The 24,311-nt window shown below is 35.3% G+C and carries 23 protein-coding genes and 1 other annotated feature; all 23 genes read right to left on the bottom strand.

Annotation, left to right across the window (positions count from 1 at the left end):
• Positions 1-59 precede the first annotated feature (59 nt).
• The 23 genes from QQZ16_RS01865 to QQZ16_RS01755 all read right to left on the bottom strand — a co-directional run bounded on the left by QQZ16_RS01865 (position 60) and on the right by QQZ16_RS01755 (position 24,024).
• On the bottom strand, positions 60-341 hold the full coding sequence (locus QQZ16_RS01865) for a hypothetical protein (protein ID WP_446715443.1): 282 nt from the start codon (positions 339-341) through the stop codon (positions 60-62).
• Positions 342-666: 325 nt separating this feature from the next.
• A complete protein-coding gene (gene ileS / locus QQZ16_RS01860; RefSeq protein WP_284561014.1) occupies positions 667-3,426 on the bottom strand; it encodes an isoleucine--tRNA ligase in 2,760 nt (919 codons plus the stop codon).
• Positions 3,427-3,551: 125 nt separating this feature from the next.
• Positions 3,552-3,781: a binding site (T-box leader), on the bottom strand.
• Between the two features lie 58 nt (positions 3,782-3,839).
• Positions 3,840-4,337 carry a DivIVA domain-containing protein gene (locus tag QQZ16_RS01855; RefSeq protein ID WP_016201026.1) on the bottom strand — a complete coding sequence of 166 codons (498 nt, stop codon included), beginning with the start codon at positions 4,335-4,337 and terminating at the stop codon, positions 3,840-3,842.
• A gap of 203 nt (positions 4,338-4,540) precedes the next feature.
• Positions 4,541-5,314 (bottom strand): YlmH family RNA-binding protein, encoded by a 774-nt coding sequence (locus QQZ16_RS01850; RefSeq protein ID WP_284561013.1) that lies wholly within the window; start codon positions 5,312-5,314, stop codon positions 4,541-4,543.
• Positions 5,315-5,368: 54 nt separating this feature from the next.
• Entirely contained in the window at positions 5,369-5,632 is a 264-nt protein-coding gene (locus tag QQZ16_RS01845; protein ID WP_284561012.1) for a YggT family protein, read from the bottom strand.
• Positions 5,633-5,638: 6 nt separating this feature from the next.
• Entirely contained in the window at positions 5,639-6,130 is a 492-nt protein-coding gene (locus tag QQZ16_RS01840; protein WP_284561011.1) for a cell division protein SepF, read from the bottom strand.
• 12 nt (positions 6,131-6,142) lie between these two features.
• On the bottom strand, positions 6,143-6,820 hold the full coding sequence (locus QQZ16_RS01835; protein WP_284561010.1) for a YggS family pyridoxal phosphate-dependent enzyme: 678 nt from the start codon (positions 6,818-6,820) through the stop codon (positions 6,143-6,145).
• Positions 6,804-7,646: a peptidoglycan editing factor PgeF gene (pgeF, locus tag QQZ16_RS01830; protein ID WP_284561009.1), complete on the bottom strand. Its 843-nt coding sequence runs from the start codon at positions 7,644-7,646 to the stop codon at positions 6,804-6,806. Before pgeF ends, QQZ16_RS01835 begins: the two co-directional genes overlap by 17 nt.
• 338 nt (positions 7,647-7,984) lie before the next feature.
• Positions 7,985-8,764 (bottom strand): RNA polymerase sporulation sigma factor SigG, encoded by a 780-nt coding sequence (sigG, locus tag QQZ16_RS01825; protein ID WP_031534317.1) that lies wholly within the window; start codon positions 8,762-8,764, stop codon positions 7,985-7,987.
• Between the two features lie 150 nt (positions 8,765-8,914).
• Positions 8,915-9,634 carry an RNA polymerase sporulation sigma factor SigE gene (sigE, locus tag QQZ16_RS01820; RefSeq protein ID WP_016201019.1) on the bottom strand — a complete coding sequence of 240 codons (720 nt, stop codon included), beginning with the start codon at positions 9,632-9,634 and terminating at the stop codon, positions 8,915-8,917.
• A gap of 45 nt (positions 9,635-9,679) precedes the next feature.
• Positions 9,680-10,612: a sigma-E processing peptidase SpoIIGA gene (gene spoIIGA, locus QQZ16_RS01815; protein ID WP_031534315.1), complete on the bottom strand. Its 933-nt coding sequence runs from the start codon at positions 10,610-10,612 to the stop codon at positions 9,680-9,682.
• A 478-nt stretch (positions 10,613-11,090) separates the two neighbouring features.
• Positions 11,091-12,257, bottom strand: a complete 1,167-nt coding sequence (ftsZ, locus tag QQZ16_RS01810; protein ID WP_031534313.1) for a cell division protein FtsZ — start codon at positions 12,255-12,257, stop codon at positions 11,091-11,093.
• Positions 12,258-12,430: 173 nt separating this feature from the next.
• Positions 12,431-13,714, bottom strand: a complete 1,284-nt coding sequence (gene ftsA / locus QQZ16_RS01805; RefSeq protein ID WP_235251091.1) for a cell division protein FtsA — start codon at positions 13,712-13,714, stop codon at positions 12,431-12,433.
• Positions 13,715-14,058: 344 nt separating this feature from the next.
• Positions 14,059-14,424 carry a small basic family protein gene (locus QQZ16_RS01800; protein ID WP_031534310.1) on the bottom strand — a complete coding sequence of 122 codons (366 nt, stop codon included), beginning with the start codon at positions 14,422-14,424 and terminating at the stop codon, positions 14,059-14,061.
• Positions 14,424-15,131 (bottom strand): DUF881 domain-containing protein, encoded by a 708-nt coding sequence (locus tag QQZ16_RS01795; protein ID WP_031534308.1) that lies wholly within the window; start codon positions 15,129-15,131, stop codon positions 14,424-14,426. The genes QQZ16_RS01800 and QQZ16_RS01795 overlap by 1 nt, the downstream gene beginning before the upstream one ends.
• A 55-nt stretch (positions 15,132-15,186) precedes the next feature.
• A complete protein-coding gene (locus QQZ16_RS01790) occupies positions 15,187-15,885 on the bottom strand; it encodes a DUF881 domain-containing protein (protein WP_284561008.1) in 699 nt (232 codons plus the stop codon).
• Positions 15,875-16,654, bottom strand: a complete 780-nt coding sequence (locus QQZ16_RS01785; protein ID WP_284561007.1) for a cell division protein FtsQ/DivIB — start codon at positions 16,652-16,654, stop codon at positions 15,875-15,877. The genes QQZ16_RS01790 and QQZ16_RS01785 overlap by 11 nt, the downstream gene beginning before the upstream one ends.
• A 117-nt stretch (positions 16,655-16,771) precedes the next feature.
• Positions 16,772-17,875 carry an undecaprenyldiphospho-muramoylpentapeptide beta-N-acetylglucosaminyltransferase gene (gene murG, locus QQZ16_RS01780; protein ID WP_284561006.1) on the bottom strand — a complete coding sequence of 368 codons (1,104 nt, stop codon included), beginning with the start codon at positions 17,873-17,875 and terminating at the stop codon, positions 16,772-16,774.
• 505 nt (positions 17,876-18,380) lie between these two features.
• Positions 18,381-19,481: a stage V sporulation protein E gene (gene spoVE, locus QQZ16_RS01775; protein WP_031534299.1), complete on the bottom strand. Its 1,101-nt coding sequence runs from the start codon at positions 19,479-19,481 to the stop codon at positions 18,381-18,383.
• A 309-nt stretch (positions 19,482-19,790) separates the two neighbouring features.
• Positions 19,791-21,143, bottom strand: coding sequence for a UDP-N-acetylmuramoyl-L-alanine--D-glutamate ligase (gene murD, locus QQZ16_RS01770; protein ID WP_235251121.1), 1,353 nt, complete (start codon positions 21,141-21,143; stop codon positions 19,791-19,793).
• The gene (gene mraY / locus QQZ16_RS01765; RefSeq protein ID WP_031534297.1) at positions 21,143-22,117 is read right to left on the bottom strand and encodes a phospho-N-acetylmuramoyl-pentapeptide-transferase; all 975 of its coding nucleotides are present in this window, start codon (positions 22,115-22,117) and stop codon (positions 21,143-21,145) included. The genes murD and mraY overlap by 1 nt, the downstream gene beginning before the upstream one ends.
• 1 nt (position 22,118) lies before the next feature.
• Positions 22,119-22,559, bottom strand: a complete 441-nt coding sequence (locus QQZ16_RS01760) for a hypothetical protein (protein WP_048719127.1) — start codon at positions 22,557-22,559, stop codon at positions 22,119-22,121.
• A complete protein-coding gene (locus QQZ16_RS01755; protein WP_284561005.1) occupies positions 22,543-24,024 on the bottom strand; it encodes a UDP-N-acetylmuramoyl-L-alanyl-D-glutamate--2,6-diaminopimelate ligase in 1,482 nt (493 codons plus the stop codon). The genes QQZ16_RS01760 and QQZ16_RS01755 overlap by 17 nt, the downstream gene beginning before the upstream one ends.
• Positions 24,025-24,311 lie beyond the last annotated feature (287 nt).

Here is a 24,311-nt window from a genome sequence, read left to right as displayed (position 1 = left end):
TTCATTATTTTAAATGGCTGTTTTCGTAAAGTACCCCTTTTTGAATAAAAGCTATTCTCTTAATGAATGGACTTTCTATAATAGGCTTGAATGCTATTTATATCCTCTTTCGTTCGAATCGTTGGAATCATTTCCAGCAAATCAACAGGAAGTAACTCTCCTGACATTTCGCACATTCCGAAATTGCCATTTTCTAGTTTTTGCATGGTTTCTTCTACATCTTTTAATTCCTCTTCAATATATTTATTAATTTTCGAGTCTCTTTTAACCCTTAATGTCGTTGCTAATTCGATTTGTGTTATACGGAGTTCTGTATAAAGCTTTTCAATAGTTGAATTCAATTCCATTACCTCCGTTTCTTTAATTATCTTTAGCATTTCCATTGAAGAAGACAAAAACCGATTAAAGATTTAACAGCCATAACAACTATTAACGGAGGTGGAAGTATTTCTCTTACTTACCTATGTATAAAAAACTCCACCAGCATCAAGATAATAGACAGACATAACTTTCTCACTATGTAATTATATATTCTTCTTTTCCTTTCCCAATAAAAGGCTTTTACAAAACTTTTTTCCTTGCATTTTTTCTTTGTTTTAAATTATCTTTTAAACACAAAAAAACCGACAAACTATTGAAAGTTTATCGGTTTTTAAAATTTATCTCTTAATAATTTTCTTCTACTACATGTGCACATCTTTCACATAATGTTGGATGAGCTTCGACTGTGCCAATGTCTGTTGTAACAGTCCAGCATCTTTCACATGTTTCACCGTCTGCTTTTGATACAACTATTGCAGCATTTTCTAGCTTTAGTGCCTCTTCTGGTGCATTATCATATTTCCCAGCAATTTCAAAACCCGATACGATAAATAATTGCTGTAAGTTTTCTTGAATAGAATTTAGTAGTGTATCTACTTCTTCATTCACATACAGTGTTACTTTCGCAGCAAGGGATTTACCGATGACTTTTTGGTTACGTGCTTCTTCTAATGCTTTAAGCACATCGTCACGTACAGCCAAGAATTTATTCCACTTTTCTTCTACTGCATCACTATTTTCATACACGGTAGATTCAGGGAAATCAGTCAACTGGACACTTTCTTCCTTTACAGAAGAAATATGATCCCAAACTTCGTCAGCAGTATGTGGTAAGATTGGCGCAACTAACTTTGTTAAGCTGATTAAACTTTCATAAAGAACTGTTTGAATAGCTCTTCTTTCTTTGTTATTTGTTGCTTCAATATAAAGGACATCTTTTGAGAAATCAAGATAGAATGCACTTAAATCCAATGTACAGAAATTATTAATATTATGATAAATAGTAGAGAATTCATATTTATCATAGGATTCTGTCACCGTTTTAATGAGCTTATTTAGCTTGATCATCATAAATTGATCCACTTCACGTAATTCCTCATAAGAAAGAGCATCTGTTTCTGGGTTAAAATCAGCAAGGTTTCCTAATAAGAAACGGAAAGTATTTCTGATTTTACGATATCCTTCTGTTACTTGTTTTAAAATAGCATCAGATACACGTACATCTGCTTGGAAGTCTACAGATGCTACCCATAAGCGTAAAATATCTGCACCTAATTGGTTCATTACTTTTGCAGGTATCATGACATTCCCTAATGATTTACTCATTTTGCGTCCTTCACCATCTAATACGAAGCCATGGCTTAAAACAGCCTTATAAGGCGCCTTTCCAGTTACTGCAACACTTGTAGATAGGGAAGAGTTAAACCAACCACGATATTGGTCAGAACCTTCTAGATATAAATCAGCAGGACGTTGCAGATCCTCTCTTTCTAACAATACAGCTTGATGAGAAGAACCAGAATCAAACCAAACATCCATAATATCTGTTTCTTTCGTAAATTCCCCATTTGGGCTGCCTGGATGTGTAAATCCTTCAGGCAATAATTCCTTAGCTGACTTTTCAAACCAAATATTGGAACCATTTTCTCTAAATAAATTCGAGATATGCTCAATTGTTTCATCAGTAATAATACTGTCACCATTTTCTGCATAGAATACAGGAATTGGCACACCCCAAGCACGTTGTCGAGAAATACACCAGTCCCCGCGATCACGAACCATATTATACAATCTAGTTTCGCCCCATGCAGGTACCCACTGTGTTTCTTTAATTGCATCTAATAGATCATTTCTAAAGTCTTTAATAGAAGCAAACCATTGTGCTGTCGCTCGGAAAATAACTGGTTTTTTCGTTCTCCAGTCATGTGGATAAGAGTGTGTGATAAATTGAAGCTTTAATAATGCGCCAACTTCTTCAAGCTTTTCTGTAATTGGCTTATTTGCTTTATCATAGAATAACCCTTCAAATCCAGGTGCCTCTTCTGTCATAACCCCTTTATCATCGACAGGACAAAGAACTTCTAATCCATATTTTTGACCAACTAGGAAGTCATCTTCCCCGTGTCCTGGTGCTGTATGAACACATCCAGTACCAGCATCTGTTGTTACATGCTCCCCTAGCATTACTAAAGAATCACGTCCATAAATTGGATGAGCTGCTAAAATGTTCTCGAGCTCTGCACCTTTTACTTCTTGAACAATATTCGCCTCTTCCCAACCAATCTCTGTTTTAACGCTTTCTAATAAATCTTGTGCAACAAGATACTTGCTTCCTTTTTCCTCGACGACTACATACGTCAAAGTAGGATGAACAGAAATACCTAAGTTTGCAGGAATAGTCCAAGGTGTAGTTGTCCAAATAACAATTTGTACATCACTTGCCAATACTCCTTTGCCATCCTTCACTTTGAATCCAACATATATGGATGGAGACTTTTTGTCTTTATATTCAATTTCTGCTTCTGCAAGAGCTGATTCACTTGTTGGAGACCAATAAACTGGTTTTTTGCCTTTATAGATATAGCCTTTTTTCGCCATTTCTCCAAACACTTTTATTTGTTGTGCTTCATAGGCAGGCTTTAGCGTTATATATGGGTTCTCCCAATCACCACGAACACCTAAGCGCTTAAACTGTTCTCTTTGACTGTCAATTTGTTCTAAAGCATATTCTTCACATAGCTTACGGAATTCTGCAACGGTCATTTCTTTACGTTTAACGCCTTTATTCGTTAAAGCTTGTTCAATTGGAAGTCCATGTGTATCCCAACCAGGCACATATGGTGCTTGAAAGCCTGTCATGGATTTATAACGAACAATAAAGTCTTTTAAAATTTTATTCAGCGCATGTCCAATATGTATATCACCGTTTGCATATGGTGGGCCATCATGAAGAACAAACATTGGACGTCCTTTTGTACGATTTTGAACTTTTTCGTAAATATTCATTTCTTTCCATTTCGCTTGCATATCAGGCTCGCGATTTGGTAAATTCCCTCTCATCGGAAAGGCTGTTTTTGGCATCAGCAACGTATCTTTATATTCCATTTTCTTCCTCCAGCATTTTCATCTTTTTTTCATCATGTATGCAAGCAATATATTCCGTATTCTATTATAGACATTTCTGCTTTTTTAGAATCAGTATACACAGCAAAAAACCTTCTCATCCCCACGAAAGGGACGAGAAGGTTTTTAAAGGTTCCCGCGGTACCACCCTTATAGATAAAAAGAACTCTTATCCACTTAGACATTTTTTAACGGCAATGAACCGCCTTTTCTTACTTCTATTTCAGAAAAGGACTCAAGGGTGATTTTCAACTTCCAACTTATATCAGGCTTACACCGCCCCTGATTCGCTACTTTAAGTTTCACGGAAATCTACTATCCCTATCAACGCTACATGAATATCTATTTGTGAAAAATTATATTTCATCAATCCATCATTCGTCAAGACTTGGGAATTATTTTGTTGAATTTAATTCAGATGCATCTAATTCATATTCTAATAAATGATCCCAATCATCATTATTAAGCATATCTAATTGTGCTTCAATTAGCATTTTGAATCGAGTACGGAATACTTTTGATTGCTTTTTCAATTCTTCAATTTCAAGAGCAATCTTTCTAGCTTTCGATAGCGATTCATTGACAATGCGATCAGCATTTTTTTCTGCTTCTTTAATAATTAATTTTGCCTCTTTTTGTGCATTTCGCTTAACTTCTTCGGCAGCTTCTTGTGCTACTACAATGGATTTATTTAACGTTTCTTCAATGTTATTATAGTGGCCGATACGGTCCGTTAACTCATTTAATCTTTCTTCTAGTTCTTTTTTCTCACGGATAATATTTTCATAATCTTTAATTACCTGGTCAAGAAATTCATTTACTTCATCTTCATCATAACCACGGAAGCCTTTGGCAAATTCCTTGTTATGAATATCTAACGGCGTTAATGGCATAAAGCCACCTCCCAAACTTCGATTTCTTTATGTATCATCCTAATTTCGACAGTATTACCGGATTTCCTGCATTATTTTTAAAAAATAAGAAGAAACGTGAAAAATAATGCTACTAAAAAATATTGTAACATATATAGACAATAAAAAAACTATGTTTTTTGTTTGCAGGAAAAATTATGGGACCATATCTTCCTTCTTATTATCTATTTCAATTTACCTACCACTACCCTCCATTTATCTTTTTTCGTTTTTCCTTCAATGGATTTAATGGAAGCTCGTCCTTCTCCCCGAACAGAAAACACATCTCCTTCTTCACATGTAAATGCAACATTTTCTATTAAAGTAAAATTCACTTTTACAAGTCCTTGTGCAATGTAAGTCTTTGCTTTTTCTCTTGAAAAATTATAGATTGCTGCAATTAGTGTGTCGAGGCGAAGGGAGGAAACAGTCGTCGTCATTTCTGTCCAATGTTCTTCTTTGAAAATTATTTTATCTAATGAAACTTCTGTTAGACTTATCTTCGCTTTCCCAATCGATTCAAGCTGAAGCCTTACATAATCCTCGACTTCTCCTGCAACAATGAATTGAATTTCCTCATCTACAACCAAAATATCACCGAATTTATTGCGATTTAACCCAAGCGACATTAAGCTACCTAAAATATGGGGATGCTCAATAGTGACAAATTTCTTTGGATAATTCACTTCTAATAAAGTCAAGTTAAAATCCTTTATGTCTGCCTCGTAATATTCAGGGTATAGAAGTGCCCGTTTTCTTTCTGCCTGATCATGTCCTCCAAAAAATTGAAACTTTACCTCATGATGCTCACCAATAATCATACCGAGGACTTTTTGTTCTCTTGGATCTAAAAAATCGGTTAATTTCGGGGCATAGGTATTCTCGACATAGCTTCGCCAATTTTCTACTTGATCGATAAAGTCTCTTTCTTCAGGACGAAAATGTTGATAGATTGACATGTTTTTAGCTCCTTTTTTGCATAGAAAAAGGGCTATATTAGCCCTCTTAAATACTTATATAAACCACATTCCTAATTGCTGAATTCCCATTCCAGCAAGGTTTAAAACAAAGATAGCAACAATCGGTGAAATATCTAGCATACCAATTGGCGGAATAACTCTTCGGAAAACTTCTAAGTAGGGCTCACAGACTTTTGCAAGAAAAACACCAATAGATGTTTCGCGTGCACTTGGAATCCAAGACATTAGAATGTAAATAATTAAAGCATAGGAGTAATACTGTAATAATCTAGCTAAAACTAAAATAATAAGTGTCATTCGTTGTTACCACCTCGTATTTTCGTATTCTGCATCCTGCAGGATTTGCGATATATTTCCTGATACTTCCACATTATCTGGCGTACATAAAAATATATCTGTACCAATTTTTTGAATATCTCCACCAATTGCATAAACAGTCCCACTAAGGAAATCTACTATTCGTTTACCTTGGTCCTTTTCAATCCGCTGTAGATTGACAACGACAGCCCGACGGTTTTTCAACTGATCGGCAATATCCTGTGCTTCTGCATATACCCGTGGCTCCACCAAAAATACTTTTGATGATTTTTGAATACTTTGTAAGCTTACTACATTTTGGTTATTAGTTTTCGGCTGTTGAACATGCTGATTTTGCTGATTATGATAATTTTGCTGAACAGGCTGTTTATAATTTCTAGCAGGCTCGCTTGGCTCTTCTTGATAGTTAGCTTGCTCTTCTTCGTAATCTTCATCTTCTAAAAAAAAGAACGTTTTTATTTTCGATTTTATACTCATTTCACTTGCCTCCTATTTCTCGCTTCCTACTAAAGCAGTTCCAATTCTTATCATCGTTGCTCCCTCTTCGATCGCAATGGAATAATCATTCGACATACCCATAGAAAGCTCTGTGCATGGAGCATATGGTAATTGTAGTCCTTTTACATCTTCTTGAATGCTTTTTAATTTTTGAAAGCATTGACGAAGTAATAATTTATCTTCTGTAAATGGTGCCATTGTCATTAATCCAACTACTTGAACATTTGGATAGTTGGATAATTGTTTCACAAAATCAATTACTTCTTCCGGTTCCATTCCATGCTTCGATTCTTCTTTCGAAACATTAACCTGTACAAAACACTTTATGGTACGATTCGCTCTTTTATGTATTTCTTTTGCCAAAGATAGTCGATCCAAAGAGTGAATATAGTCTACATAATCTATAATACCTTTTACTTTTCTAGTCTGCAATGATCCAATAAAATGCCAAATTGGCTTGTCCTGAAGAACTTCATATTTTGCCAGTAAGCCTTCTTCACGATTTTCACCTAGATGAACAATTCCAGCATCCAACGCTTCTTGTGCTCGCTCTATTGTAACATACTTTGTCACAGCAATAAGTGTTATCTCTTCTGGATTCCGATTTACTTTTTCACATGCATGCGCAATTTCCTGCTTTATAACATTAAGATTATCTTTCACTAACATTTTCGTTTCCTTCTTCCTCTCTCCATCCAATATAACTCATCATTCTTCCTGTTTTCCCCTTATCCCTTCTATGAGAGAAAAAATAAGCGTCATCTTCATAGGTACAATAATTAGTTAGATGAATATTGCTTTCCAGCACTCCTGCTTCTAGTAAAATCTGCTTATTTGCTTCTTGTAAATTCAGTCTGTATTGCCCCGGAGAAACAGTCGTATATGGCTTCGCTTGAGAATGTATCACCATATCTATTTCATTGATGACTCGGTCATCCACTATATAATGACGATCTGTAATGGAAGGACCAATAACAGTAAGCACCTCATCAACAGGTATACCGTGTGAAGCAAATACATTGATCATTTCCCTAGCAATGCCTTTAACCGTCCCTTGCCAGCCTGCATGTGCAATCCCAATTGCCTTTGTAATGGGATGAATAAAATATAACGGAACACAATCTGCAAAACATAGAGTTAATAATATATTTTTTTCTAAAGTAAAAAAACCATCTGTATCCTTTAACGCACTTTCATAATCTTTAGCACCCATACCTAAATGATTACTTGTCACTTTGGCAATATGAACTTTATGCGTTTGTTCTGCACCAACCCATCGTTCCAAAGGAAACATTAACTTTCGCGCTACCTCATTGCGGTTAGCTATAACCGTTTCCTTCTGATCATTCACATGAAACGCCATATTTAAACTAGCATAATCGCCTTTACTTTTCCCATCATTTTTTGTTGTGAAACCAGCTAATAAATTGGGGAACTGCTGCTCCCATAAATCAAGATTGAAAAACTGTTTATTTTGTAAAGTAAAAGGTTCCATTATCTAACCCCATCTTTTTGTTTTAGTTTACCATATGGACCTATAATTGGTCACAGAAAAACATGATTTTCTTTGGAAATAAGATTGCATTTTATAAAATGGGGGTTATTTTTTCTAATCCGAGAATCTTCTAAATTAACTATGCTAATTGGTGGCGTCTTATTTCGTTACCTAATGGATAGCAAAGTCACTATTAGTTAAACTAGCACTCAAAACTCGCATGATCCATTTCTATAATTATTTATGTATTTTATTAAAAAAAAGCATTTTTCCAATAGAAAAGGTTAGACAATCATTAAAGTATCATACTTTAAGAAGTCTAACCCGCTATTCCTATTTTAGCTTTGAATATTTTTATTCATTTGTTTAATAGCAGCCTTTTCCAATCTTGAGACTTGTGCTTGTGAGATGCCGATTTCATCTGCAACTTCCATTTGTGTTTTCCCTTGGAAAAATCGCTTTCGCAAAATCATTTTTTCTCGATCATTTAATCGGCGCATTCCTTCTTTTAATGCCAATTCTTCCACCCATTGTATGTCCTTATTTTTTTCGTCACTTAATTGGTCCATTACATAAATTGGATCTCCACCATCATTATATATTGGTTCAAAAAGAGACACTGGATCTTGAATAGCATCTAACGCAAAAACAATATCCTCATGGGGAATGTCTAACTCTTTGGCAATTTCCTCAGCTGTCGGTTCTTTTGATGTTTTATTCATCAACCTTTCTCTGACCTGTAGTGCCTTATAAGCAATGTCTCTCAGAGATCTGGAAACCCTAATTGGATTATTATCGCGGAGATACCTGCGAATTTCACCAATAATCATCGGGACAGCATAGGTGGAAAACTTTACGTTTTGACTTAAATCAAAATTATCGATAGATTTCATTAGACCAATACAACCCACTTGAAATAAGTCATCCACGAATTCTCCTCGATTATTAAATCGTTGAATCACACTTAATACGAGGCGGAGATTTCCATTTACGAGACTTTCTCTTGCGGATATATCTCCCTCATGCATTTGCTTGAAGAGCAATCTCATTTCTTCGTTTTTTAACACTGGAAGCTTTGATGTATCAACACCGCAAATTTCTACTTTATTTCGAGTCAATCTATTTCCCTCCTCACAGGAGCTGCTGTACAAAAAACAGTATCTCCCCGAGAAGGAAAAATATGCATGAGAAGAATTTTTGTTAAATTTCCAATTTACGCTAATTTCAGTTGAAATTATGTGGGACAAGGATTTCTAAACGGAAAAATTTTAAACCATTTTATTAAATTCTTTTTGAAGTCTCTTAATAATTCTCTTTTCTAATCTGGAAATATACGATTGAGAAATGCCTAGCATGTCTGCTACATCTTTTTGGGTTTTTTCTTCTCCTGTTCCTAAACCAAACCGTAATTCCATGATTTGTTTTTCTCTTTTAGAAAGTTGATGTAATGCTTTTACCAAGAGCTTTTTATCCACACTTGCATCTAAATCCTTCGTAATAATATCATCTTCTGTTCCCATCACATCTGATAGAAGTAGTTCATTTCCATCCCAATCAATATTCAACGGCTCATCAAATGAAACTTCTGAGCGAATTTTATTATTTCTCCGCAAATACATCAATATTTCGTTTTCAATACATCTGGAGGCATATGTGGCAAGTTTAATTTTTTTCTCTGGATTAAATGTATTAACCGCCTTAATTAATCCAATGGTGCCAATACTAATTAGGTCTTCAATATTAATACCCGTGTTTTCGAACTTCCTCGCAATATAAACAACAAGACGCAAATTTCTCTCAATAAGCATCGAGCGAGCTGCTTGATCCCCTTTTGGAAGTTTTTCCAAAAGCATTTCTTCTTCTTCTTTCGTTAACGGAGGAGGCAGTGCTTCACTTCCACCAATATAAAATACTTCGTCTGTTTTCAATCCAATTTTAATTAAAAATTTGTACCAATAATAAGATAAGCGAAGCTTCCATTTCTTCATGTGCATTTCCTCCTTCTAAACGATGTTTTTCGTGAGTATAGTATATTAACTAACCTTTTCCTCCACTGATTTTTTCCCTAATAGCATTTTCGGATGAACAATACAATCAAATGCATCCTCAGCAGAGAGAACTTGGTTTGTAAACGAAATCAATCCTTTTTCAACAATAGTTACTTCCTGCTCTTTTTTCAACAGCAAAACATCTGGTTTCACTGCTATAATTAGTTGGTGATCCTTGCCGACTACTTTATATGGAATAATGCGCATCTTACTTTCCCACTCTGGAGCAATTGGCTCACTTCCATAAATAACCTGTTCTGGCTGCTCTGATAAACGAATTAATTCTGCCGGCATATCATTTCCGATATTCTTCAAGGAAACAAACATAACCGGAAGACGAGAGATTGGATCATATACTTGATTTCCGCTATCCACCAATCCCTTTACCGAAAACTCTTTTCCACCAATTTGAAAAATCACATCAATTATTTGCTCATATTGAATCTTTGTAACTTCAATCCCTTCCACATTTCTGCGTGAAAAGTACCAGGCAACAGGAAAGCCAAGAAGGACAAATAGCCAACTAATAGGATCACCAAATCCTTTTACACTTGCAAGAAGGACGGAAGAAGACAGTTGAAAATCAAACTGTATAAAATAATGGGCGCCTATCAATGTTCCTCCAATTAAAAAGGTAGCTAAGTAAAAAATCATCAACGCTTGAAGATAGGTGCGAAATCGCTTATATCCAAAAGCAGTTGCTACCATGATGATCGAAAATAGTAGCTTTGATACAGGATGACTTGTATAGGGACTAAGCGATGTGATGGATAACAAAATAATTAGGGAACCAATGAATCCTCCAAGCAAAATTCTCCAATGAATGATTTTTTTCTTTAAAAGAATTCCAGTTAAATATAGTAATAAACTGTCAAATAGAAAATTTAATAGCCATATTACATCTAGATAAATGGCCAAACATGTAACTCCTCCTCTCCTTCATCGAAGCTTTGTAAATGACTGACCTTATCCTTATTCATCTGCATTATAACTAGAAAGCAATCAAGATCCTCACAGTTCTTGCAAATGAAAAAGGGATCATCGCCAAAGCCACAAAAGAAGTAAATCTTCTCTCTATTAATCTGTTACGAAAAAGTATAACGTACTTGTTCTTGAAATTCTGTCACTTTCTGTAATCAAAAAATCAGAAATTTCCTCTATTTCTAACGGTTTTTGTCACTATATCTCCTAACTGAATATTTTTTAGTTCTAGCGAAATATTATCAGTTTTTTTAATAATTCTAAGCAATATTAAATGGAAAATGAGAAAAAGGGATAATGGATGAATGCAATTAAAAAGGGGATTTTTATAGCTAGCTTAAAAAATCTAGCCTGCAAAATAAAAAACCTCTCCATTATTGTAAAAATAACAGAAAGGTTTTTGCTACAGAAGTAATTATCTTCTGCGGTTTCTATTTCTTAAGAAGGTTGGGATATCTAAAGTATCCTCTGTTTGTTGTACGTTTGTACTTCTCGGTTGTTCTTTTTGAACATTTGGTTCTTCTCTTTTAGGTTCTCTAGTATTAGCTTGATTGCTGTTTTGGCTTGCATTATTGGCATTTGGCTTTAACCCTCCAAATCCAGGTCTGCCTTGCTGTGGTTGAGATAAGTCTTGGTTGAAGCCTGTAGCAATTACAGTAACAACTATTTCATCTTTTAAATTATCATTGATAACAGAACCAAAAATCATATTTACATCTTGATCTGAAGCTGATGCAACAATATCTGCTGCCTCTTGTACTTCATACAAGCTTAAATTCGATCCGCCAGTGATATTCATTAATACCCCTTGTGCTCCGTCAATAGAAGTCTCAAGAAGTGGAGAAGAAATTGCTTTTTTCGCTGCTTCAGCTGCACGATTTTCTCCAGAAGCAACCCCTATACCCATAAGAGCTGAACCTTTGTTTACCATAATAGTTTTTACATCAGCGAAGTCTAAGTTAATTAGACCTGGTGTTGCAATTAAGTCAGAAATACCTTGTACACCTTGACGCAATACATTATCTGCTTCTCTAAACGCTTCAAGCATTGGAGTTGATTTATCTACAATTTCAAGTAAGCGGTCATTTGGAATTACAATTAACGTATCCACTGCGTCTTTTAGTGACGTAATACCACTTGCAGCGTGGGTAGATCTTTTTCTTCCTTCAAAAGTGAATGGTCTTGTTACCACTCCGACTGTTAAAGCACCTAAGTCATGAGCGATTTGAGCGATAACTGGTGCAGCACCTGTACCAGTTCCTCCACCCATTCCAGCCGTTACAAAGACCATATCTGCTCCCTTTAAAGCCTCTTCAATTTGTTCTTTGCTTTCCTCAGCAGCCTTCTTTCCTACTTCAGGATTGGCACCTGCACCAAGGCCTCTCGTCAACTTGCCGCCAATTTGCATTTTTATTTCTGCTTTCGATAAATTTAATGCTTGTGCATCTGTATTCACAGCAATAAACTCTACCCCTTGAACACCATGTTCAATCATTCGGTTAACAGCGTTATTACCACCGCCACCTACTCCTATTACCTTTATTACAGCTAGTGAATCTATATTTGTATCAAATTCCAACATGACAAATCCTCCTAATTCGTCGATATTCAGCAGTATCGAACTGTCCGCATCTCAAGTCTTGGTGATATGGAGTAACATACCATTTAAAAATATACCTAGACTGACCCTAAACGACTCTCAGCCTTCTCGAAGTTCTTTTTATTAAAACATGTCCATCCTATTAAAGCCATTCATTAATCGAAGAAATAACCCATAAATTTCTTAAACTTTGAAGGTTCCTTCTCAACTTGTTTTTTCTCATATGCTGGTTTTTGGGTTGCTTGTTTTTGAACTTTTTCCCTATTTTCAGCAGGAACGGTGACAGGATTATGGATATTTCCACCTTGAAGTTTACTATTTTTATAGGAGAATTTAATTAACCCAACAGCAGTAGTATATTGTGGCTCTCTTACTCCAATATAATCAGGAATAGCAATTCTAACACGGCTTTGGAAAACATCTTGTGCCAATTCTAAAATTCCTTTTGTACTAGCAACCCCACCAGTTAATACGAATCCTCCTGGAAGATCGTATACACTGTGTCTCACTAGTTCGTGACCAACCAGTTCAAAGATTTCTTCTAATCTAGCTTCTATGATATCAGAAATCTCTAATTGATTAAATTGTTGATGCTGATCGCTTCCTATAATAGGAACACTAAATACCTCCTCTTCAGAAGCATGATCATAAAAGGCATATCCATACTTTATCTTGATTTTTTCTGCATCTTCTGTCGTAGTACGAAGACCAATCGATAAATCTTTTGTGATGTGGTCTCCTCCTATAGGAATTACACTAGTTGCTTTAAGAAAACCATTTTCAAATACAGCAATTGTGGTGGAACCACCGCCAATATCTATTAAAGCAACCCCTAAGTTTTTTTCATCTTTTGAAAGTGCGAAGGAGCCTGAAGCAAGTGGCTGCAAGGAAATATCCTGAATTTCAAGTCCGGCTCTTTCCACACATCTTAAGGTGTTATGTAGTATGGTTTTACTCCCTGTTATTATGGTACCTTCCATTTCCAGTCGTACACCTATCATTCCTCTTGGATCGGTAATTTCGTCTAATCCATCAACAATAAATTGCTTAGGAATAATATCAATAATTTCTTTTTCTGGGGGAATGGAGACTACTTGTGCTGCATCCTTTACCCTAATTACATCCTCAATTGTAATTTCGCGATTTTCACTAGAAACTGCAACTACCCCACGTGAAGTTTGCAGATTTACATGATTTCCCGAAACGCCAACAATTACTTGTTTTATTTCCATCCCAACCATTCTTTCGGCTTGCTCTATTGCCTGTCGAATAGAATGAACGGTTTCATCTATATCCACAATTGAACCTTTTTTTAAACCTTCTGATGGAACGATGCCTACACCAATAATATTTAAAGATTCGTTAATCATCTCGCCAATGATAACTTTTATGCTGGATGTACCGATGTCTAGACTTACATAAAGTTCATTGCTGTTCATTCTCGGGCACCTCCTTTTGCATTTTAAATAAAGTGAACAACAAATTATGTCATACAGTAGAAAAATAAAATTTTAACATTTTTATTAAGAAGTAACGTCTTCTATTTTCATCGTTTTTTGATATACATAAGATATAAGATAAATTTCATCTTTAACTATTCTATTGTATACCAGGCAACACCATATTTTCACTAAGTTTTCACTTAGTGTCAATAAGATTTTAGACTTTTTTACTATAAATAGGACTAATTACTTATTCATTAAAGGAATTTCATCATTCACTTTGACATTTCTATTAATATTTAAATTATTCGCCAAAACTAATATATTCCCTTTTTTCTCTGTCAACTTTTTTCAATTTTTTCGGGAGAATTAGTATTTGATTTCTTTAAAATAATACTTCTAATTACAGCAATGTTTTGAAATAGTCTCACACCAAATGCAAAAATCGCCGCTAAGTATAAGTCTACACCAAGATGAACACCTAGAAAAGCTAAACTTGCTGCAAGGACAATATTAAAAAAGAAGCCTGTTACAAACACCTTTTCATCAAAAATATTTTGCAGATGTGCTCGAATCCCACCGAATAAGGTGTCCAATGCTGCTAAAACTGCAATCGATAAATAATTCGCATATTCTTCTGGTACTTTTATATCGGTTAATAGTCCAAAGACAAGCCCAACAATCAACCCAAATATAGGAAGCCACATTATGAATCGCCTCCTTCATTTGTATTTGCAGGCTCCATATTATGGATAGTAACAGCCTTACTGTATGCTGGAATCGTGATTGCCTTCTCTGGCTTTTCTACATTTAATAAAAGATTGGAAACAAAAAATTCATCTGCTGATTTAGAAACCTTCATGTAGTTAAACAATTTTTCTGCAGTACTAGCATCTTTCGCTATTACCTTTATTTCAATCGGCAGCTGATTAAGGGGATTTCCATCCATTTTCAACACATTATTTATTTCACGGATAACAGTTGTATTCACATAGCGATTATCATTGATCGCTATCTCCTCTGCCCCATATAAATTCAACTCATTTACCAATCGCTGTAATAATTCAGATGTCACTTCTCCAGGTTCTTCCCCTAATAGAATTTCTGTATTAACAGATGCAATTTTTAAGATGATTCCATTTCCTGTTACTTCTGTTAAACCAGCTTCCTGCTTTAATTCTTTTAGCGTATCTTTCAATACCTCTGCTTTACTTTCAGAGGTTTCATTTTCATACTCATCTAATTTTGCGTTTATCGATCGAATTTCATTAATAAGCTGCAATTCTAATTTTTTTTCATTTATTAAATCTTCTCTTAGTTCCCATGTATCTCTTGTATCCCGTACTACCGGTTCTTTTATTGTCTGAAATTGTACTGCAATCATAAATCCGACAATAAGCGTTATTCCAGTCATTGTTATAAAATTCTTATTCAAAGCGCATCATACTTTCTACTCATCATACTTACTGTTAATTTACTTTCAAAGGTTCCATTTGAATCGACCGTTTTTTTTCCAGGCTAAATCTAACATTATCATTTACTAACAAATCTTTTACACCACCATTAATATTGATTGCACCTTCTAATACATCGCTATCACCGATTGCCGTAATAACAAATGGTGCAGGGTGTTGGTAACCATCCACTTCAATTACCGGTCCATTACAGAGAATATATGAATTATGTGATAGTCTTTGCCCGTTGATACTAATTGCTTGTGCACCTGAAACATATAGCTCATTAATCACTTTAAACACATGATGTTCATGGACCAAGTAATTATTCACACTATCTTCCTTTGGATTATATTCTCCATCTTCTAAGGTAATTTGCACCCCTTCTCCTTTTACAGCAACTTTTCCTAAATAGATACGATACTTTTGGGCATCTTCTGCTAAGTTAGAATATGTTTCTGCTTCATTCGAAAGATTCTTCTCTAATTGAACAAGTTTCTTTTGGGATTCCTTTAATTCCTTATAAAGATCGTTATTTTTTTCTTCCTGCTCTATTAATTCGTTCCGCAATTCCAAATCTCTTTCAAATTGGCTCTCACTAATTTCTTGCTTTTCGTCCTTTTTTGTATTTTGATACGAAAAGGAAATCATAAATCCAAGTACGAGAAAAACCAAGGAGAAGATAACATTTCTTCTTCTTTTATTAGTCTTCACTCTTCTTTTCCCCTTCCGAATCGAAAGCTTTGAAATAAGAACCTACTTCTAAATCAATTACTCCCTTTTTGTCTGTATTTAGCTGTGCAATAATGGATGGATAATGCTCCATTTTATCCGAAAAAGAAGCTAAAGAAGCTAATACTTGATTTCCGTCATTCATATAAACGGTAACATGCCACTTATCGGTATCTTTAGGAGTATACCTTATTTCAGAAATCGCATTATACACACTTGCTGGAAGTTTACTTAATTCCTCCCCTATTTTCGTTATGACAGTGTCATTTTCGCTCTTTATATCTTTGATAATAGGAGCATCGTAGGGACTGTTTGTCATCGCTCTATCATGTAGCATATCACCATTTTCTAGAAGCGGAATAAATTCATTCTCCACTTCAAAGTAAGCAATCTTCCTATATTCTTTTACGTCAATTTGAACAGTATTTGGAATAGAGATGGAAACTTTTGCAGACTTCATTCCACCAGCATCTTTCAGTTTTGATGCTAACTGATCTTTTTTGATTGTCCAAATATTTGTTTCGGTTGTAATTCCACTCATTTTCTCTAAGTCTTCATAAGTATATAAATGATTCCCAGTAATTTCGATTTTTTTTACATGACTTAAAGGTGATTGGAAATAGATAACGCAAACGATGATAAGGAAGAATAGAAGGAGAAGGAAAATAAGTCGACGATTCGCCTTTTTTCGTCTCTGTTCTTTTAATTTTGGAATTCGATCTTCTAAAGAAACAACCTTCCCATTTTCCAAAAAATCACCCCGGTATTTTTAAATAAGGAAATAGTAAAAAACCATTCAAAGGTTGTCCACCTTTTTATTCGCAAACCGAAAATTTGCTTTCTAATCAAATTTCCGATTTGCAATTTCCTACTTTTTCTTGTTATCGATAACTTCCTTCATTACATTATATAACCTCATTGCCGCATCAGGAATCCCTAGTTTTTTGGATGCCTCCTTCATACCTTTTAACACATTAGGATTCAGCATAATGGCATCCATTTCTTCCACTAATTTTTGTCCATTCATATCCTTTTCTAGAAGCATTTTTGCTGCTCCATTGCTTGTTAGTGCAGTCGCATTTTTTTCCTGATGATTGTTCGTCACATAGGGACTCGGCACAAGAATACTTGGAATGCCGAGCGAGGTTAGCTCGCTTAGCGTTGTTGCGCCTGCTCTCGCAACAGTCAGGTCAATGCTTGTTAATACTTCTGGCATATTATGAACAAATGGCTTGATAATTACATTTTTAGGATTTCCTACTAACTCTACTTCTTTTTTTACCGCTTCATAATGCACTTCTCCGGTTACATAAAGTACTTGATATGGTTTATCCCCTAATTGGGGTAACGCTGTAATAACAGCATCGTTTATCGGTCTAGCACCTCTGCTTCCACCAACAATAAGAACAGCTGGGGTTTTCAATTGTAAGCCAACCGATAATCTTCCTTTAATGCCATCCTGATTTAACACTTCTGAAGCTCTAGGATTCCCTGTCATCACAACTTTTTCTTCTGGAAAATAAGAATCCGCTTCTTCAAAGCAAGTAGCTACTTTATCAACATATTTGCTTAAAAATTTATTCGTTAATCCTGGAACACTATTTTGTTCATGAATGATGGTTGGTATCCCAAGCTTAGCAGCTGCATAAACAACCGGACCACAAACATATCCGCCTGTTCCTATTACCACATCTGCCTTAAACTCTTTTAATATCGCCTTACTTTTTTGTACACCAGCAATAAATCTCCAAACTGTTTTTAAATTTTCTGGAGACAGTTTCCGTTTAAAGCCTGTAATATGTATTGTTTTAAAGGGAATATTTTCCCTTCTGACTAATTTATTTTCTAGTCCTTGCTCTGTTCCAACATAAAGAAACTCAGCATCTTTCACTTCTTTTTTTATTTCGCGAATCAATGCTAATGCAGGGTATATATGTCCCCCTGTTCCTCCACCACTTACAACTATCTTCATTCTTTCCACCTCAAAATACTTCTCTTCTCTACTTTGAAAAATATGTTATTTTTCTTTTCTTTTTACATTATAGCTTCAATTAATGAAAAACAGAAATAATCTTCTGCTATTTTCTAAGAATTTTTTTACTTTCCGGTCAACCCCCAACTAATAGATACCTTATTGTACTATATTTTAAACACCCTTTATGAATATCTTGAAATTGATAATGAAATGTAACACATTCCCCTTTTCAGCACCATTTTTGTCATGATTGCAAAAAGTTTATCATATGTGCGAAAAAAATAAATTTTTGATATTCTCAGCTTTTTTAATGATGTTTTTCAGGTAAACAAGCTATTTATTAGCTATGGTAAGTATTTATATTAATCCCTTATGGCTTATGTGTGCCCCAAGGGAAGAGAATGGAATTACCTGCAAGTTCTTCCTTTTTAAAAAGGCAATAAAAAGAACCTAGTGATGGGAATAAGCACCCTACACTAGGTTTCAAAATTTTAAATAACGTTTAATACCTTGAAAATCTGCTGACATTTAAAAGAATACCAATCGCGATTAACATGAGGGTTAAAGAAGATCCTCCATAGCTTAGAAATGGAAGGGTAATCCCTGTTACAGGCATTAGTCCTGTTACAACTCCGATGTTAATCATAACTTGAATCGCAACCATAGAAATAATTCCAACCGCTACAAAACTACCAAACAAATCTTGTGCGCCTAGAGCGATTCTTATTCCTCTCCAAAGCAAGAGGGCGAATAATAATAAAATCAGCGAGCCACCAATAAATCCTAATTCTTCTGATAGAATCGCAAAAATGAAGTCTGTTTGTGGCTCCGGCAGGTAGAAAAACTTTTGCCGACTCTCCCCAAGACCTAAACCAAATAATCCACCTGGACCAATTGCATACAAGGACTGAATGATTTGAAACCCGCTTCCTAATGGATCAGACCAAGGATCAAGGAAGGAAGTAATCCTTTTAATCCGGTAAGGAGCACTCGCAACCAATCCTACAAACCCTGCAACACCAATAAGACCTAATATCACAAAGTGACGAATTCTAGCACCAGCAATAAAAATCATGACAATACTTGTACCAACCATAACCGTACCAGTACCTAAATCTGGCTGAAGCATTATCATTCCAAACGCCAGGAATACTAGCCCTAATGAAGGGAGCAAGCCTTTTTTAAATGAAGTAATATGCTTTTGATTTTCTGACAGAAACTTCCCCAGGAAAATAATCATTGCTATTTTCATAAATTCAGAGGGCTGAATAGAAAATGCACCGACTCCAATCCAGCTTTGTGAACCATTCCGAACTAAACCAACGCCAGGAATTAAAACGACTATAAGCAATACAAAACAAACAATAATAATCTGTTTAGCCCAAGAACGCCATATCCAGTAATCAAGATTCATTATAAATAGCATTGCTGCAATTCCGACGCCCGCAAAAAGCATCTGTCTTTTGGCAAAGAAGAAAGAATCACCTAAATTTCGTTCGGCCATTACCGCGCTAGCACTATACACCATGATTAACCCTATTGCCAGTAACGTAAATGTGAGAATCATTAGAATTATATCTGGAGTCGTTTTTTTTGATGGCACCATTAACACCTCGAATTGCAAGATTTGGGCTTGAAGAAAAGAAAAGCGCGTGGTATCCAAATTTCATGTGTTCTCGAAATCGATTCAAAAAAAGAAAGCTCTGTAAATTAACGGTTGAGAAGTAGCAAAAAGTTCAAAAGTCATTTCATTCCCGCATGGCATAAAATAAACTTTCTCCTTTTCTCTACTACCCTTGTTATCATTTACAGAGCTTACTTCAGGTAAGAACGTTTTATCCTGTTAGATCATTGATGTGTTTGTTCATACAAATCAAATTTTTTCTTTCAACGCCTACTTACAGACAAGCCCTTATTTAAGCATATGCACCGCATTAATAAAAATGTCTCCTCTGACCTCAAAAGTTTTGTATTGATCCCAGCTTGCACATGCTGGGGAAAGGAGAATTACATCTCCACTTTCTGATAAGTCATAAGCAACAGGTACTGCTTTGTCCACATTATCGACGCGTTTAATTGTTTTTATTCCTGCAAGTCTACCTGCCTTCTCCACTTTTTCAGCAGTTTGTCCAAAAGTAATCATGGCCTTCACATTTTTAAGCGATGGAATTAGTTCATCAAATTCATTTCCTCGATCCAAGCCACCTGCCAGTAAAATAACTGGCTCATTAAAGGCTGCAAGGGCATTTTGTGTTGCTAAAATATTGGTTGCTTTCGAGTCATTATAAAATTTTCGCCCATGTAATTCTTTAATAAATTGCAGACGATGTTTAACCCCTTTAAATGTACTTAGTACTTCAAAAATACTTTCATTTGACACTCCAGAAAGCTTAGCCGCAGCAACGGACGAAAGGATATTTTCTAAATTTAAGGCACTTAAGTATGTAATATCAGAAAGTTTCATTATTTTTTCCTCATTAAAATAGATGACATTATCTTTCACATATGCACCAAACTCTAATTCCCGTTTTGCAGAAAAAGGAATAATTGTCGCATTACTGTTTTTCGCGATATTCATTACTACCTCTTGCTCCACATTTGCAATTAAATAGTCATTTGCATCCTGATTCTTCGTGATATTCCCTTTTGCCTTTGCATATTCGTCTTTTGTTCCATGATAATCCAAATGCGCCTCATAAATATTCGTAATGATTGCAATATGTGGCTTGAATTTCTCAATACCCATTAATTGAAAAGATGATAATTCGATAACAATTTTATTATCTTCCTCTGCAACTTGAGCCACATTCGAAGCAACTGTACCAATATTTCCGGCAATGAGTGGCTTTTTCTTATCTGCTTCTAACATATCAAATAATAATGTCGTTGTTGTCGTTTTCCCATTTGATCCAGTGATGGCAAAAAACGGAGCTTCAGAAACTCTGTATGCAAGCTCTACCTCTGTAATAACGGGAATATCGCGTTCTATTGCCCCTTTAATCATTGGATTAAAATAAGGAATCCCTGGATTTTTTACAATAAGCTGGAATCCTTCTTCTAATAATTCAATGGGGTGGCTACCGCATATTACTGTTATCCCTTGCTCCAATAATCCTTGCGCCTCCGGATTCTCATCTAAAGGTTTACTATCATTTACTGTTACGAAGGCACCTAAATTATGTAGTAATTGAGCTGCGCTTACTCCACTTTTGGCAAGACCTAATACAAGTATTTTTTTATGATGATAATCGTTAATCTGTTTCATTATAACCACACCTCAATATAAATTCCTAAAGCGGCAAATAATAATCCAACCGTCCAAAATGTGACAACTACTCTCCATTCTGACCATCCAACCAATTCATAATGATGATGCAGTGGACTCATTCGGAAAATTCTTCTTCCTGTTGATTTAAAGGAAATAACTTGAAGAATAACGGAAAGCGTTTCGATAACAAATACTCCACCAATTAGTATCAGTAGAATCTCTAGTTTTGTCAAAATTGCAATGGCAGCAATCGCGCCACCTAGTGCAAGAGAACCTGTATCTCCCATAAATACTTTAGCTGGATGGGCATTAAAAACTAAGAATCCTAATACTGCTCCAACAATCGCTACAGAAAAAATACTAATTTCAAACTGAGATTGGCTCCAAGCAAGAACAGCAAATGCACCAAAAGCAACAGCAGATGTACCGGAAACTAAACCGTCCAAGCCATCTGTTAAATTAACAGCATTTGAAAATCCAACTAACCAGAAAATAATAAACAATGCATAAAACCAGCCTAATTCCAATGGTTTATCAACAAATGGAATCGAAATAGCGGTCGAGAATTCATTTTCACGTAATACAAAGTAAAAAATAAGGGAAATGATAATCTGACCTAGCAGCTTTTGTCGAGATGTCAATCCTAAGTTACGCTTCATCACTACTTTTATAAAGTCATCTAAAAACCCTAATAAACCAAAACCAACTAAAACTAATAATAATAAATATGTCTTAATTGTTGGCTCTGAGAATTTATTAATCATTACTAAAGTTGTTACAACAATAGAAAAGATAATCATTAACCCACCCATTGTTGGTGTTCCCGTTTTTTTCTGATGGGATTTCGGTCCTTCTTCCCTAATGCTTTGTCCGAATTTCAATCTTCGCAAGAAGGGAATAAAAAAGGGAGAAATCAATACGGTTATTAAAAAGCCTAAAAGAATCGTAAAAAAGATTACTTTCTCCTGCATTTTAGTTCCCTCCTTTCATTTGCGTGCTCGTTTTTAATACATGCTCTCTAATTACCGGTATATCATATGATTCCATCATGGAATGCAGACTGTTTTCTTTCAAAAAAATAAATTTTGTTGTACTTTCTTGTGTTTGCAATTGTTTCTCATAAATTTCAATCATTTTTAATATGCCTTCCTTTAAATCTTTTGTATAAAAAATAGGGAAATGATTAGGTGTATAAGATGGGAGATCCACCCCTTCTTCCCAAATCGCTCCTATTGCTCCATTCGCTATTGCAATGCTCAAATCACCAGAATTCTCCTCATAAAAAGGAATAAATAGCCCTTTCGACTGCTTCGTGTCTGCTATAAATGTCACGGTTTGAAAAAGTAAATCTTCCTTCACAAACCCTTTTGCTTTCGGTATTGCCTGAAGGATTACATTATAGGACAGTGTCATTTTTTCTCTCTCCTATCGCTTCTTTTGCAACTAAACGGTCATCAAAATCTAACACATCAGAACCAATAATTTGATATGTTTCATGTCCCTTTCCTGCAATTAAGATAACATCGCCATGCTGTGCTTGATTTACCGCTAAAGTAATAGCCTCTTTTCGATCAGGAATTATCGTATAATTTTGTTCTTCCTCCACTCCTGCTTCCATATCTTTTAATATGGCAATTGGATCTTCACTCCTAGGATTATCAGAAGTAAGAATAGCATAGCTCGCTTCCTGACAAGCAATTTTTGCCATTAAAGGGCGTTTTGTTTTGTCTCTGTCTCCCCCACAGCCTACAATGACATAAACTTTATTCTCGGCAAATTCCTTCACCGTCTGCAGGGCATTTTGTAAACTATCAGGTGTATGGGAATAATCAACAATCACTGAAAAGTCTTGCCCAGCATTCACCGTTTCAAATCTTCCTGCAACTCCTTCTACCTTTTCTAACGCTTTAATTGTTACTTCTAATGGAATATTGCTTGCAATCGCTGCACCAATGCTTGCTAACGAATTATACACATTGAATTTGCCAACCATTTTCAGTTGGACATATTGCGTTCCAAGCGGAGTATGTAAATCAAACGATGTACCAGCAGCTGTTATTTTTATATTTTTCGCCATAATATCCGCATCTTTATCAATTCCATATGTAAGTATATAAGCAGCTGTAATGGTTTCATACTCGTTCGCTGCTGCATCATCTTTATTTAGGATAGCAAACTTCGGCTTTTCCCCTTGAAAGGCATTTCCTAATCTTGTAAACAACAGCCCTTTTGCTTTTTTATATTCCTCCATCGTACCATGATAATCTAAATGATCCTGACTTAGATTTGTAAATACAGCAATATCATAATCACAGCCAAATACTCTGCCTTCTACAAGGGCATGTGAAGATACTTCCATTACAGCTGTATCCACTTTTTGTTCCACCATTTGATGGAACACCTTCTGAAGTGTCACGGCTTCTGGAGTAGTATTTTTTGTTTCTTGAATTTCCTCATCGATTTTTGTATACATGGTACCGATGATTCCTGTTTTTTTATGCGCCTCTTTTAAAATAGCATCTATTAAATGGCTCGTTGTCGTCTTTCCATTTGTTCCTGTTATCCCAATAAGCTTGAGCTTTTGTGTTGGCTTTTGATAAAACACATCTGCAAGCACACTACTAGCCCTTTTGGTATCTTTTACTACGATAACTGGAATAGGCAAGGGCAGTTTTCTTTCAGCAATGACAGCGACTGCGCCAGATTCATATGCATTCTGGGCAAAATCATGTCCATCGACTGTATATCCTTTTATACAAATAAAAAGACTGCCTTCTGTTACTTTGCGATTATCATTCTCTATTGATTTTATTTCCACATCTTCTCCAATATAAGGAGTGTATGGCTGTAAACTCTCAATAAGTTTTTTTAATTGCATCGCTTTTTGATTCCTCTTTTCTCTAGCTCTATATGTACTCTAAATCACTCATAAATATTAATTATATACTAAATAATGAAGCAACCATATAGATTATACAATTTTCTTAGCGTATTTTATTTTACATGATTAAATAAAAATTATCTATGTTGTACCTTATGGTACTGTCAATATTTTTGTGTAAATGACTTTTCAACTTCTCAAGGTAGATGATCACCTTCGTATTCAAATAGATTTGTTCGAAGTGTTGATTTGGGTGTCTAGGAAAGGGCTAGCCCTTTCCTAGA

Source organism: Bacillus sp. T2.9-1 (assembly GCF_950097965.1).
Taxonomy (GTDB): Bacteria; Bacillota; Bacilli; order Bacillales; family Cytobacillaceae; genus Niallia; species Niallia hominis.
The sequence above is the reverse complement of the archived record's forward strand: the minus strand, read 5'-3'. Positions and strand labels throughout refer to the sequence as shown.

Coding starts and splice junctions, on each gene's coding strand:
- sigE (WP_016201019.1), bottom strand. CDS start 9,634: ATGAAGAAATGGAAGCTTCGCTTATCTTATTATTGGTACAAATTTTTA.
- ftsA (WP_235251091.1), bottom strand. CDS start 13,714: ATGAACAGCAATGAACTTTATGTAAGTCTAGACATCGGTACATCCAGC.
- QQZ16_RS01845 (WP_284561012.1), bottom strand. CDS start 5,632: ATGACACTTATTATTTTAGTTTTAGCTAGATTATTACAGTATTACTCC.
- murG (WP_284561006.1), bottom strand. CDS start 17,875: ATGAAGATAGTTGTAAGTGGTGGAGGAACAGGGGGACATATATACCCT.
- ftsZ (WP_031534313.1), bottom strand. CDS start 12,257: ATGTTGGAATTTGATACAAATATAGATTCACTAGCTGTAATAAAGGTA.
- mraY (WP_031534297.1), bottom strand. CDS start 22,117: ATGCAGGAGAAAGTAATCTTTTTTACGATTCTTTTAGGCTTTTTAATA.
- QQZ16_RS01760 (WP_048719127.1), bottom strand. CDS start 22,559: ATGACACTGTCCTATAATGTAATCCTTCAGGCAATACCGAAAGCAAAA.
- pgeF (WP_284561009.1), bottom strand. CDS start 7,646: ATGGAACCTTTTACTTTACAAAATAAACAGTTTTTCAATCTTGATTTA.
- QQZ16_RS01855 (WP_016201026.1), bottom strand. CDS start 4,337: ATGCCATTAACGCCGTTAGATATTCATAACAAGGAATTTGCCAAAGGC.
- QQZ16_RS01800 (WP_031534310.1), bottom strand. CDS start 14,424: ATGTGGCTTCCTATATTTGGGTTGATTGTTGGGCTTGTCTTTGGACTA.
- QQZ16_RS01795 (WP_031534308.1), bottom strand. CDS start 15,131: ATGACTGGAATAACGCTTATTGTCGGATTTATGATTGCAGTACAATTT.
- QQZ16_RS01850 (WP_284561013.1), bottom strand. CDS start 5,314: ATGTCAATCTATCAACATTTTCGTCCTGAAGAAAGAGACTTTATCGAT.
- QQZ16_RS01755 (WP_284561005.1), bottom strand. CDS start 24,024: ATGCAATTAAAAAAACTTATTGAGAGTTTACAGCCATACACTCCTTAT.
- ileS (WP_284561014.1), bottom strand. CDS start 3,426: ATGGAATATAAAGATACGTTGCTGATGCCAAAAACAGCCTTTCCGATG.
- murD (WP_235251121.1), bottom strand. CDS start 21,143: ATGAAACAGATTAACGATTATCATCATAAAAAAATACTTGTATTAGGT.
- QQZ16_RS01840 (WP_284561011.1), bottom strand. CDS start 6,130: ATGAGTATAAAATCGAAAATAAAAACGTTCTTTTTTTTAGAAGATGAA.
- QQZ16_RS01835 (WP_284561010.1), bottom strand. CDS start 6,820: ATGTTAGTGAAAGATAATCTTAATGTTATAAAGCAGGAAATTGCGCAT.